The sequence below is a fragment of the Streptomyces sp. LMG1-1-1.1 genome, from assembly GCF_040815545.1.
Lineage (GTDB): Bacteria > Actinomycetota > Actinomycetes > Streptomycetales > Streptomycetaceae > Streptomyces.
The window spans coordinates 64486-76511 of sequence record NZ_JBFPNH010000028.1 but is presented as its reverse complement, the minus strand read 5'-3'; the positions used below and the strand labels follow the sequence as shown (position 1 = coordinate 76511).

9 protein-coding genes are annotated in these 12026 nt (G+C 71.8%); 6 read left to right on the top strand and 3 right to left on the bottom strand.

The window, feature by feature from the left end; translation table 11 throughout:
* The first annotated feature begins 15 nt into the window (after positions 1-15).
* Both MRBLMG1_RS16700 and MRBLMG1_RS16695 read left to right on the top strand, forming a co-directional pair.
* Positions 16-987, top strand: a complete 972-nt coding sequence (locus MRBLMG1_RS16700; RefSeq protein ID WP_367824807.1) for an arylamine N-acetyltransferase family protein — start codon at positions 16-18, stop codon at positions 985-987.
* Between the two features lie 88 nt (positions 988-1075).
* Complete coding sequence (locus MRBLMG1_RS16695; RefSeq protein WP_367824806.1) at positions 1076-1960, top strand: YceI family protein; 885 nt, start codon at positions 1076-1078, stop codon at positions 1958-1960.
* A 29-nt stretch (positions 1961-1989) separates the two neighbouring features.
* Here the strand turns inward: MRBLMG1_RS16695 and MRBLMG1_RS16690 are convergent, their stop codons facing one another.
* Complete coding sequence (locus MRBLMG1_RS16690) at positions 1990-2232, bottom strand: hypothetical protein (RefSeq protein ID WP_367824805.1); 243 nt, start codon at positions 2230-2232, stop codon at positions 1990-1992.
* Positions 2233-2294: 62 nt separating this feature from the next.
* Here MRBLMG1_RS16690 and holA point away from each other — a divergent pair, with 62 nt between their 5' ends.
* Positions 2295-3287 (top strand): DNA polymerase III subunit delta, encoded by a 993-nt coding sequence (gene holA / locus MRBLMG1_RS16685; protein WP_367824804.1) that lies wholly within the window; start codon positions 2295-2297, stop codon positions 3285-3287.
* Positions 3288-5330: 2043 nt separating this feature from the next.
* Here the strand turns inward: holA and rpsT are convergent.
* A complete protein-coding gene (gene rpsT, locus MRBLMG1_RS16680) occupies positions 5331-5597 on the bottom strand; it encodes a 30S ribosomal protein S20 (RefSeq protein ID WP_367824803.1) in 267 nt (88 codons plus the stop codon).
* 185 nt (positions 5598-5782) lie between these two features.
* Here rpsT and lepA point away from each other — a divergent pair, with 185 nt between their 5' ends.
* From lepA to hemW, 3 genes are all read left to right on the top strand, one after another.
* Entirely contained in the window at positions 5783-7648 is a 1866-nt protein-coding gene (gene lepA / locus MRBLMG1_RS16675) for a translation elongation factor 4 (protein WP_367824802.1), read from the top strand.
* Positions 7649-7845: 197 nt separating this feature from the next.
* Positions 7846-9723 (top strand): AMP-dependent synthetase/ligase, encoded by a 1878-nt coding sequence (locus MRBLMG1_RS16670; protein WP_367824801.1) that lies wholly within the window; start codon positions 7846-7848, stop codon positions 9721-9723.
* Positions 9724-9771: 48 nt separating this feature from the next.
* Complete coding sequence (hemW, locus tag MRBLMG1_RS16665) at positions 9772-11004, top strand: radical SAM family heme chaperone HemW (protein ID WP_414721593.1); 1233 nt, start codon at positions 9772-9774, stop codon at positions 11002-11004.
* A 220-nt stretch (positions 11005-11224) separates the two neighbouring features.
* On the opposite strand, the gene MRBLMG1_RS16660 is transcribed toward hemW, so the two are convergent.
* Complete coding sequence (locus MRBLMG1_RS16660; RefSeq protein WP_367824799.1) at positions 11225-12025, bottom strand: DUF3097 domain-containing protein; 801 nt, start codon at positions 12023-12025, stop codon at positions 11225-11227.
* Between the last annotated feature and the right edge of the window lies 1 nt (position 12026).

Genomic DNA, 12026 nt, shown 5'->3' with positions numbered 1-12026 from the left:
CGGCAGACTGCCGGTATGACGACACCACCGACGCTGCCCGTCCCGCCCGAACCCCTCCCCGAGCCCCTCGTCTCCGAGCCCTTCGTCTCCGAGCCATTCGTTCCCGAGCCCTTCGTGCCTGAGCCGTCCGACGTGGACGCCTACCTGCGGCGCATCGGCGCGGAGCGTCCGGCCCGGGCCGACGCCGCCGCGCTGCGCGACCTGCACCTGAGGCACCTGCGGACCGTGCCCTTCGAGAACCTTTCGATCCACCTCGGCGAGGACATCGTCCTGGACGAGAAGGCGCTGCTCGACAAGGTGGTCGGCGCCGGCAGGGGCGGCTTCTGCTACGAGGTGAACACCGCGTTCGCCGTCCTGCTCCGCGGCCTCGGATACCGGGCGTCGCTGCTCCAGGGGCGGGTCATCGGGCCGGAGGGGAAGCCGGGCATCCCGTACGACCACATGGCGTTGCTGGTGGAGACGGCCGAGGGGGAGCGGTGGCTGGCCGACGTCGGGTTCGGCGACCACGGGCACTTTCCGCTGGCCTTCGACGAGCGGGCCGACCAGGAGGACCCCGGCGGTGTCTTCCGGATCGTGGCGACCGCGGACGGCGACCTGGACGTGCTGCGGGACGGGAAGCCGCAGTACCGGCTGGAGCCCCGGCCGCGCGAACTCGCCGACTTCACGGCCGGGGCCTGGTACCACCGGACCTCGCCCGACTCGCACTTCACGCGGTCCCTCATCTGCTCCCTGCTGACCGAGGACGGCCGGATCACGCTCAGCGACCGGAAGCTGATCACCCGCGCCCACGACGAGCGGTCCGAGCGGGAGCTCGAAGGGGAGGCGGAGGTGCGCGACGCGTACCGGGACCTGTTCGGGATCGTGCTGGACGCCCTGCCGGTCGTACGCGGGGTGAAGTCGATGGACGGGGAGAAGCCGATGGGTGGGGAGAAGCCGATGAGCGGCGAGAAGCCGGAAAGCGGAATCCACAATTCGGACCCTCGGTAACACTTGTCCCGTTTGCCTCGAACCCCCCAACGGTGATCGAATGCGAATTCGTTGCACAGTGAACGAGTCGCACGGGGGTGCGTGAAGAATGTTCGACCGTCTCTTCGGGAAGCGTGCGGCGGGGGCAGCGCGGGGCGGACCGCTCGCCGGAGTCCCCGTCCCCGCCACGGCGGGAGTACTGAGCTGCCGGGTACTCGACCCCGTCCACGAGCCCGTCCGCCAGGCCGAGTTCGTCGTCAGTGATGCCGCCGGCCGCAAGGTGCTCGCCGCGGAGACGGACCCGTACGGCACCGCGCTCGCGACCGTGCCCGCGGGCGAGTACCGGCTCGCCGTCACCGCCGAGGGCTACACGCCGCACCACGGCACCGCCGTCGTCGCCGAGGGCGTCCACACCGGCCTCGGCGACGTCCTGCTCCAGGTCGCCCCGCAGCCCCAGCTGCCGGAGCCGGGCGACTGGGAGATCGACCCGATGCACTCGCAGATCGGCTTCACCGCGCGCCACATCGGCCTCGCCCGGATCCACGGCCGGTTCAACAGCTTCGCGGGCGCGGTGCGGATCGCCGACCGCATGGAGAACTCGGCGATGCACGTCGTCATCGACGCGGCCTCCATCGACACCGGGGTCCAGATGCGCGACGACCACCTGCGTTCGGGCGACTTCCTCGACATCGGCGCCTACCCGACGCTGGAGTTCTTCAGCGAACGCTTCACTCACCGCGGCGGCAACCGGTGGGCCGTCACCGGAGCCCTCACCCTCCACGGCGTCAGCCGCACGGTGACGCTCGACACCCAGTACCTCGGCCTCGGGAACGGCCTGGAAGGCGAGACACGCGGCGCCTGCCGCGCCAGCACCGAGCTGCACCGCGAGGACTTCACCCTCACCTGGCAGACGCTGCTCGCGCGCGGGATCGCGGCCGTCGGATCCAGCATCAGCATCGACCTCGACATCCAGATCGTGCCGAAGAAGGCCTGACGGGGCGGCGGGGTGGCGGTGCCCCGGGTCTACGGGGCTTCCAGCCAGCCCTCGTACTCGGCCGCCAGCGCGTCGAGGGCCGTCGGGTCGAGGCGCCCGTCCGGGTCCTCCACGACCACCAGCCACTGCGCGTCCTCGGCGTCGTCCTCCCCGGCCAGGGAGTCCCGTACGAGCTGGGGCTCCTCGGCGACTCCGAAACGGTCGGGGAGTTCCCCCGCGAGGTCCTCGGCGGAGTCGCGGTCGGGGAGTACCAGTACGTGTCGTTCGCTCACCCCGCCATTCTCGCGCGGCGCCGGGAACGGGCTGTCAGTGGCCCGTGGGATGCTGGATCGCGATGGCCACCAGAAAGACTTCCCCCGACGACCTCCTCGGCCCCGTGACGCTCGCGGTGGGGCAGGAGGACCTGCTCCTCGACCGTGTCGTCCACGAGGTGGTGGCCGCAGCGCGGGCCGCCGACGCCGACACGGACGTCCGTGACCTCAACCCCGACCAGCTCCAGCCCGGAGCGCTCGTCGAACTCACCAGCCCCTCGCTCTTCGCCGAGCGCAAGGTGCTGATCGTGCGGAACGCGCAGGACCTCTCCGCCGACACGGTCAAGGACGTCAAGGCCTACCTCGCCGATCCCATCGAGGACATCTCCCTCGTTCTCCTCCACGCCGGCGGCGCCAAGGGCAAGGCCCTGCTCGACGCCGCACGCAAAGCCGGCGCGCGGGAGGTGGCCTGTCCCAAGACGACGAAACCGGCGGAGCGGCTGACGTTCGTACGGCAGGAGTTCCGCGCCCTCGGGCGTTCCGCCACGCCCGAGGCCTGCCAGGCACTCGTCGACTCGATCGGCAGCGACCTCCGCGAGCTCGCCTCCGCGGTCGCGCAGCTGACCTCCGACGTCGACGGCACGATCGACGAGGCCGTCGTCGGTCGGTACTACACCGGCCGCGCCGAAGCCTCCTCCTTCAACGTCGCCGACCGCGCCGTCGAGGGGCGCGCCGCGGAAGCCCTCGAAGCCCTCCGCTGGTCCCTCTCGACCGGGGTCGCTCCCGTCCTCATCACCAGCGCCCTGGCCCAAGGCGTCCGGGCGATCGGCAAGCTCTCCTCCGCCCGCGGCGGCCGGCCCGCCGACCTCGCCCGTGAGCTCGGCATGCCGCCCTGGAAGATCGACCGCGTCCGGCAGCAGATGCGCGGCTGGACCCCCGACGGCGTCTCCCTCGCCCTCCGCGCCATCGCCGACGCCGACGCGGGCGTCAAGGGCGGCGGCGACGACCCCGAATACGCCCTCGAAAAAGCGGTGGTCGCGGTGGCGCGGGCGGCGCGGATGGGGCGCGGGGGGTAGGGGGGCGGGCGTGTCGGTGGCGGTGGCGGTGGCGGTGGCGGTGGCGGTGCCTGTGTAGGTGGTGGCGCCTGTGCCGGTGGCGGTGCCTGTGTAGGTGGTGGCGCCTGTGCCGGTGGCGGTGCCTGTGTAGGTGGTGGCGCCTGTGCTGATGGCTGGTGCGGGCCGGTGGCGGCGGCGCCTGGGCCGATGGCTGTGCGGGCCGGTTGTGGCTGGCGCCCGGGCTGATGCCCCCACCCCACCCCTTCCCGAAACCCTGCCGGGAGCTGTCGGTGCCGAGGTGACTCCCAGCGGTTCCCCGGGCCCCTGGCGGGGCCAGCGGCAGCCTTGCGCCGTGAGTGTCGTCCAGGGCCATTGGCCGGGCTGACGGCGGCTGCGCGCCGACGGGCGCTGGTCTCGCGCTCCTGGCGCACTCGGCGGCGGCTTCGCGCCGCGGGGCGTTGTTCCCGGACCATGCGAGACGCCGCAAGGAATGGGGGCGGGCCTTGGTGGCGGCGGCTTTGCGCCGCGGGTTGTTTGGTCTCGAGCCCTTGGCGGGACCGACGGCGGCTTCGCGCCCCGGGTTATCGGTGCTTCTGGTGGCGGCGGCTGCGCGCCGTCGGTGCTGGTCTCGGGCCTCTGGCGCACCCGATGGCGGCTCCGCGCCACGGGGGCGTGCCCCCCGGAGCAATGGTGACGCCACGAGGGATGGGGCTCTTGGCGGCGGCGGCTGGGCTTCGCGGGTCGCTGGTCTCGGGCGTCTGGCTCGCCCGACGGCAGCTTCGTGCTGCGAGGCGTTGTGCCCGGATCACTGGAGAAAGCGGCGGCAGCCTCGCGCCGCGAGGTACCGGACCCTCGGGCCCCCGGACCCCCGACCCTCGAGCCCCCGGGCGGGCCGCCGACAGCGTCGGCCTGCACGCCTGCGCCTGCGCGCGCCGGCCTGTTGGGTCGCGGCCTGGTGCCCCCGGCCCTCCGGTCGTCCGCCCGGCTGTCCTGGCTGCGAGCTGCCGCCTCGGCTGTTCCGGCCCCGGTCATGAGCTGCCCGCTCGGCTGTCCTCGGCCCTCGCTAGGAGCTGCCTGCTCGGCTGTCCCCGGGCCCTGGGCTACGAGCTGCTGGCTCGGCTCTCGCCAGGAGCTGCCCGCCCGGCTGTCCTCGGCTCTCGCCAGGAGCTGCCCGCCCGCTCGGCTGTCTTCGGCTCTCGCCAGGAGCTGCCCGCCCGCTCGGCTGTCCTCGGCCCTCGCAGGAGCTGCCCGCCCGCCCGGCTGTCCCCGGCCCTCGCAGGAGCTGCCCGCCCGCCTGTCCCCGGCCCTCGCTAGGACCTGCCCGCCCGGCTGTCCCGGGCCCTGGGCTACGAGCTGCTGGCTCAGCCCTCCGGGGCCCCGGCCATGAGCTGCTCGTACGGCTACTCGCGGCCTGCTCTACGAGCTGCTCGCCCGGCTACTCGCGGCCTGCTCTACGAGCTGCTCGTGCGGCTACTCGCGGCCTGCTCTCCGAGCTGCTCGTGCGGCTACTCGCGGCCTGCTCTACGAGCTGCTCGCCCGGCTACTCGCGGCCTGCTCTACGAGCTGCTCGCCCGGCTACTCGCGGCCTGCTCTACGAGCCGCTCGCCCCGCTACCCGAGGCCCGCTCAACGAGCCGCTCGCCCCGCTACCCGAGGCCCGCTCAACGAGCCGCCCGCCCGGCTACCCGCGGCCCGCCCGGCTACCCCAGCCCCCGCCACGAGCCGCCCGCCCGGCTACCCCAGCCCGCTCTACAAGCCACCCGCCCGGCTGTCCCCGGACTCGGACGCGACGCGCTACGAGCTGCACGCTCGGCGGCCGGTAGGCCATGCGGGTAAGCGGGGGTGGGCGCGGGAGTGGGGCCGTGAGTGAGGGGTGGGGGCGTGAGGGGGTGAGTGGGGGAACGGCGAAGGCCCCGGGCTCCTGGGGAAGGAGGGGGCGGGGCCTTCGGCGTAAAGGGGTGGGCTCGCACCCGCGTGGCGAACGCGTCCGCGTGCGAGTCCGGGTGGTCGGGTGGGAGCGGGAGAGAGGGCCCGCTGGGTCCCGTGCGACCGGTTAGATCAGAGCTCAGCCCTGGAGAGCGGCAACCTTGGTGGCCAGCGCCGACTTCTTGTTGGCGGCGGCGTTCTTGTGGATGACACCCTTCGAGACAGCCTTGTCGAGCTGACGCGAGGCGGCGCGAGAGGCGATGGTGGCCTTCTCGAGGTCGCCGGCGGCGACAGCCTCACGGGCCTTGCGGATCGCGGTCTTGAGCGACGACTTGACGGCCTTGTTGCGCAGGCGCGCCTTCTCGTTGGTCTTGTTCCGCTTGATCTGGGACTTGATGTTCGCCACTGAAAGAGCCTTTACAGGTTCGATGTTCCTTCTGGATGGTGACTCGCAGGCTGAGAGGGCACACGAGACACAGCTGTCCACGTTACCAGTCACTCTCGGGGCCGCCCAAACCGGGCGCCGGGCGACGGGCATGGGACCATGGAGCCTACGTATCGATCCGACATCGCCCCGAGACGAGACCCTGCGTGCCCGCGACTCCTACCAACGTGCCCGAGCCGAGCCGTACCGACCCGGCTCTGATCCGCAACTTCTGCATCATCGCGCACATCGACCACGGCAAGTCCACGCTCGCCGACCGGATGCTCCAGCTGACCGGTGTGGTCGACCAGCGGCAGATGCGTGCCCAGTACCTCGACCGGATGGACATCGAGCGGGAGCGCGGCATCACGATCAAGTCCCAGGCGGTCCGGCTGCCGTGGGCGCCCACCGACGGGCAGGGTGAAGGTCGGACCCACATCCTGAACATGATCGACACGCCCGGGCACGTCGACTTCACCTATGAGGTCTCGCGCTCGCTGGCGGCCTGTGAGGGCACGGTCCTGCTCGTGGACGCGGCGCAGGGCATCGAGGCGCAGACCCTCGCCAACCTGTACCTGGCGATGGAGAACGACCTCACGATCGTTCCGGTCCTGAACAAGATCGACCTGCCGGCCGCCCAGCCGGAGAAGTTCTCCGAGGAGCTGGCGAACCTCATCGGCTGCCAGCCGGAGGACGTCCTCAAGGTCTCCGCGAAGACCGGCATGGGCGTCGAGGCGCTGCTGGACCGGGTGGTCCGGGACGTGCCGGCCCCGGTCGGTGTCGCCGACGCCCCGGCCCGCGCGATGATCTTCGACTCCGTGTACGACTCGTACCGGGGCGTCGTGACGTACGTCCGTGTCGTCGACGGGCAGCTCAACAAGCGCGAGCGCATCAAGATGATGTCGACGGGCGCCACGCACGAGCTGCTGGAGATCGGTGTCTCGTCGCCGGAGATGACGGCGTCCGACGGTCTCGGCGTCGGCGAGGTCGGCTACCTGATCACCGGTGTGAAGGACGTCCGCCAGTCCAAGGTCGGTGACACGATCACCTCCCTGAACAAGGGGGCGACCGAGGCGCTCGGCGGCTACAAGGACCCGAAGCCGATGGTGTTCTCGGGCCTCTACCCGCTGGACGGCTCGGAGTACCCGGACCTCCGCGAGGCCCTGGACAAGCTCCAGCTGAACGACGCCGCGCTCGTCTACGAGCCGGAGACGTCCGCCGCGCTCGGCTTCGGCTTCCGCGTCGGCTTCCTCGGCCTGCTCCACCTGGACGTGATCCGCGAGCGCCTGGAGCGCGAGTTCGGGCTCGACCTGATCGCCACCGCCCCCAACGTGGTCTACCGCGTGGTCATGGAGGACGGCAGCGAGCACACGGTCACGAACCCGAGCGAGTTCCCCGAAGGCAAGATCGACGACGTCTTCGAGCCCGTCGTGCGTGCGACGATCCTCGCCCCGAGCGAGTTCATCGGCGCGATCATGGAGCTGTGCCAGACGCGTCGCGGCACGCTGATCGGCATGGACTACCTGTCCGAGGACCGGGTGGAGATCCGCTACACCCTGCCCCTCGCGGAGATCGTCTTCGACTTCTTCGACCAGCTGAAGTCCAAGACGCGCGGTTACGCCTCGCTGGACTACGAGCCCACCGGCGAGCAGGCGTCCAGCCTGGTCAAGGTGGACATCCTGCTGCACGGCGACAAGGTGGACGCGTTCTCCGCCGTCACCCACAAGGACGCCGCGTACGCCTACGGTGTGCGGCTCGTCGCCAAGCTGCGCGAGCTGATCCCGCGGCAGGCCTTCGAGGTGCCGATCCAGGCCGCGATCGGCTCCCGGGTGATCGCCCGCGAGACCATCCGCGCCATCCGGAAGGACGTCCTCGCCAAGTGCTACGGCGGTGACATCTCCCGTAAGCGGAAGCTGCTGGAGAAGCAGAAGGAAGGCAAGAAGCGCATGAAGATGGTCGGCTCGGTGGAGGTGCCGCAGGAGGCCTTCATCGCCGTCCTGTCGAGCGACGAGTCGTCCGGCAAGAAGAAGTAGCAAGGGCGCCGCACATAGCTGTCCTGTGCAACCAACGGGTCCACGCGCCGGGTGCGCGTGGGCCCGTTCGTTATGAAGCGACGCCCTGTAGCCCCTTACGCGCCGGTCCTCGGCCGCTTACTCTGATCCCGGCTCGAAGGTTACTCGCCAGTTAGTTACGAACCACCAGAAGGCACCGCCGCCGCCCGGAGGACGTCGTGAGCGACACACAGACCCAGATCGAGAACCGGCCGCCCTCCGTGGCGTCCCTCTTCCTTACGCGCGTCGAGCGGACTCCGGATGCGGAGGCGTACCGCTATCCGGTGCCCGCCGCGTCGGGCGCCGGCCCGGACGCGTGGAAGTCGCTCAGCTGGGGGCAGGCCGCCGAGCGGGTCTTCGCGATCGCCGCCGGTCTCGTCGACCTCGGCGTGCAGGCCGAGGAGCGGGTCGCCCTCGCGTCCTCCACCCGGGTCGAGTGGATCCTCTCGGACCTCGGCGTGATGTGCGCGGGCGCCGCGACCACCACGATCTACCCGCAGACCAACGCCGAGGAGTCGGCGTTCATCCTCTCGGACTCCGAGTCGAAGGTCCTCATCGCCGAGGACGCGGCCCAGCTGGCCAAGGCGGTCGAGCGCCGCGCCGAGCTGCCGAACCTCCACCACGTGGTCGTCGTCGACGCCACCGGCGTGGAGAGCGACGGCGAGTTCGTGCTGTCCCTCGCCGAGCTGGAGGCGCGCGGCAAGGCCTATCTGGAGAAGCACCCCGAGGCGGTCAAGGAGCGGGTCGGCGCGATCGCCTCCACCCAGCTCGCCACGCTCATCTACACCTCGGGCACCACCGGCCGCCCCAAGGGCGTCCGCCTCCCGCACGACAACTGGTCGTACATGGCCAAGGCCATCGCCGCGACCGGCCTCGTCACCCAGGACGACGTCCAGTACCTGTGGCTGCCGCTCGCCCACGTCTTCGGCAAGGTCCTCACCTCGGGCCAGATCGAGGTCGGGCACGTCACCGCCGTCGACGGCCGCGTCGACAAGATCATCGAGAACCTGCCGGTGGTCCAGCCGACCTACATGGCGGCCGTCCCCCGCATCTTCGAGAAGGTCTACAACGGGGTCGCCGCCAAGGCCCGCGCCGGCGGCGGCGCCAAGTACAAGATCTTCCAGTGGGCGGCCGGCGTCGCCCGCGAGTACGCCAAGGCCACCCAGGACAACTTCCGCCGCACCGGCACCGCCTCCGCGCCCTTCGGCCTCACGGCGAAGCACAAGGTCGCCGACGCGCTCGTCTACGGCAAGATCCGCGAGGCCTTCGGCGGCAACCTGCGCGCCTGCGTCTCCGGCTCCGCCGCGCTCGCCCCCGAGATCGGCTACTTCTTCGCCGGCGCCGGCATCCACGTCCTGGAGGGGTACGGCCTCACCGAGTCCTCCGCCGCCTCCTTCGTCAACCCCGGCGAGGCCTACCGCACCGGCACCGTCGGCAAGCCGCTCCCCGGCACCGAGGTCCGCATCGCCGACGACGGCGAGATCCTGCTGCGCGGCCCCGGCATCATGGAGGGCTACCACGGCCTGCCCGAGAAGACGGCCGAGGTCCTGGAGTCCGACGGCTGGTTCCACACCGGCGACATCGGCGAGCTGTCCGCCGACGGCTACCTCCGCATCACCGACCGCAAGAAGGACCTGATCAAGACGTCCGGCGGCAAGTACATCGCGCCGGCCGAGGTCGAGGGCCAGTTCAAGGCCGTCTGCCCGTTCGTCTCGAACATCCTCGTCCACGGCGCCGACCGGAACTTCTGCACCGCCCTGATCGCCCTCGACGAGCCCGCCATCCTCGGCTGGGCCGCCGAGCACGACCTCGCGGGCAAGCCGTACGCCGAGGTCGTCGCCGACGCGCGCACCCAGAAGCTGATCCAGGGCTACGTCGACCGCCTCAACGAGGGCCTCCAGCGCTGGCAGACGATCAAGAAGTTCCGGCTCCTGCCGCGCGACCTCGACATCGAGCACGGCGAGCTCACCCCGTCGCTCAAGCTGAAGCGGCCGGTCGTCGAGCGCGAGTACAAGGACCTCATCGAGGAGATGTACGCGGGCTCCCGCGAGTCCTGATCTCCGCCGCACGACGGCCACCCCGGGCAGTACGGGACAATGGGGCTCATGCCTTCCGTACTGCCCGATGGTGAACCCGTGCCCGACGACGGGGCGCTGCCCCCGCACGCCCTCGAAGGGGCGGGGGAGCGGCCGCTCGGGTTCTACCTGCACGTGCCGTACTGCGCCACGCGGTGCGGCTACTGCGACTTCAACACGTACACGGCGAGCGAGCTGCGCGGTACGGGCGGGGTGCTGGCCTCCCGGGACAACTACGCCGAGCAGGTCGCCGAGGAGATCCGGCTCGCCCGGAAGGTCCTCGGCGACGACCCGAGGCCGGTGCGGACCGTCTTCGTCGGCGGCGGCACGCCGACGCTGCTCGCCGCCGGGGACCTCGTACGGATGCTGGGGGCGATCCGCGACGAGTTCGGGCTCGCGGACGACGCCGAGGTGACGACGGAGGCCAATCCGGAGTCCGTGAACCCGGCGTACCTGGCTGAGCTCCGGGAGGGCGGCTTCAACCGGATCTCCTTCGGCATGCAGAGCGCCAAGCAGCACGTCCTGAAGATCCTCGACCGTACGCACACCCCCGGGCGCCCCGAGGCGTGCGTCGCCGAGGCGCGGGCGGCCGGCTTCGAGCACGTCAACCTCGACCTGATCTACGGCACGCCCGGCGAGACCGACGACGACTGGCGGGCCTCCCTCGACGCGGCGATCGGCGCGGGCCCCGACCACGTCAGCGCCTACGCCCTGATCGTCGAGGAGGGTACGCAGCTCGCCCGGCGCATCCGGCGCGGCGAGGTGCCCATGACCGACGACGACGTGCACGCCGACCGCTACCTGATCGCCGACGAGGCCTTCGAGGCGGCGGGCTTCTCCTGGTACGAGGTGTCCAACTGGGCCACCTCCGAGGCCGGCCGCTGCCTCCACAACGAGCTCTACTGGCGCGGCGCCGACTGGTGGGGCGCGGGCCCCGGCGCCCACTCCCACGTGGGCGGCGTCCGGTGGTGGAACGTCAAGCACCCCGGCGCCTACGCTGCCGCGCTGGCCGCCGGCACGTCGCCGGGCGCCGGACGCGAGCTCCTCTCCGAGGAGGACCGCCGGGTGGAGCGCATCCTCCTCGAGCTGCGGCTCAGGGACGGCGTCGACCTGTCCCTGCTCAAGCCCGCCGGGCTCGCCTCGGCCGGCAAGGCTCTCGCCGACGGGCTCCTCGACCCCGCGCCGTACGAGGCGGGCCGTGCCGTGCTGACCCTGCGGGGTCGGCTGCTCGCGGACGCGGTGGTGCGGGACCTGGTGGACTGACGTACCCCTTGGGGGCCTCGCCCCCACCCCTCACGGCAGTGCGGGGCCCTGGTCGTGCGGTGTGCGGCGCGTCGTGGGTGCGGGTTCGGGGGCGGGTTCGGGCGCGGGGGCGGAGGCGCCGCCGAGGGCGCCGTCCCGTGTGCCCACCCGTCCCGCCCTGCGGGACGATTGCCCACACGGGGGGGGGTGGGGCGGGCGGGACGATTGCCCCCACGCGGGGCTACGGGGCGGTGACGAAGTCGATCAGTTCTTCGACGCGGCCGAGCAGGGAGGGTTCGAGGTCCTTGTAGGAAGTGACCTTGGAGAGGATGTGCTGCCAGGCGGCGCCGGTGTGGTCGGGCCAGCCGAGGGCGCGGCAGACGCCGGTCTTCCAGTCCTGGCCGCGGGGGACGTGGGGCCAGGCGGGGATGCCGAGGGAGGAGGGCTTCACCGCTTCCCAGACGTCGATGTAGGGGTGGCCGACGACCAGGACGTCGGGGGACGTCACCTGGGCGGCGATCTTCGACTCCTTCGAACCCGGGACCAGGTGGTCCACGAGGACGCCGAGCCGGGCGTCGGGGGCCGGGGCGAAGTCCGCGACGATGGACGGGAGGTCGTCGACGCCCTCCAGGTACTCGACGACGACGCCCTCGACGCGCAGGTCGTCACCCCAGACCCGCTCCACCAGCTCGGCGTCGTGGCGGCCCTCGACGTAGATCCGGCCGGCGCGGGCCACGCGTGCCCGGGCGCCCGGCACGGCCACCGAGCCGGAGGCGGTGCGGGTGGGGCGGGCCGGGGCGGCGGAGGGGCGGACCAGGGTCACCACGCGGCCTTCCAGGAGGAAGCCCCGCGGGTCGAGCGGGAACACCCGGTGCTTGCCGAAGCGGTCCTCCAGGGTCACCGTGCCCGCCTCGCAGCGGATGACCGCCCCGCAGAAGCCCGTCGTGACCTCCTCGACGACGAGGTCGCGGTCGGCGGGCACCTCGGGCACGGGCGCCGAGCGCTTCCAAGGGGGCGTCAGATCCGGGTTGTAGCTGCGCATT

Coding starts and splice junctions, on each gene's coding strand:
- MRBLMG1_RS16700 (WP_367824807.1), top strand. CDS start 16: ATGACGACACCACCGACGCTGCCCGTCCCGCCCGAACCCCTCCCCGAG.
- MRBLMG1_RS16695 (WP_367824806.1), top strand. CDS start 1,076: ATGTTCGACCGTCTCTTCGGGAAGCGTGCGGCGGGGGCAGCGCGGGGC.
- holA (WP_367824804.1), top strand. CDS start 2,295: ATGGCCACCAGAAAGACTTCCCCCGACGACCTCCTCGGCCCCGTGACG.
- hemW (WP_414721593.1), top strand. CDS start 9,772: ATGCCTTCCGTACTGCCCGATGGTGAACCCGTGCCCGACGACGGGGCG.
- MRBLMG1_RS16660 (WP_367824799.1), bottom strand. CDS start 12,025: ATGCGCAGCTACAACCCGGATCTGACGCCCCCTTGGAAGCGCTCGGCG.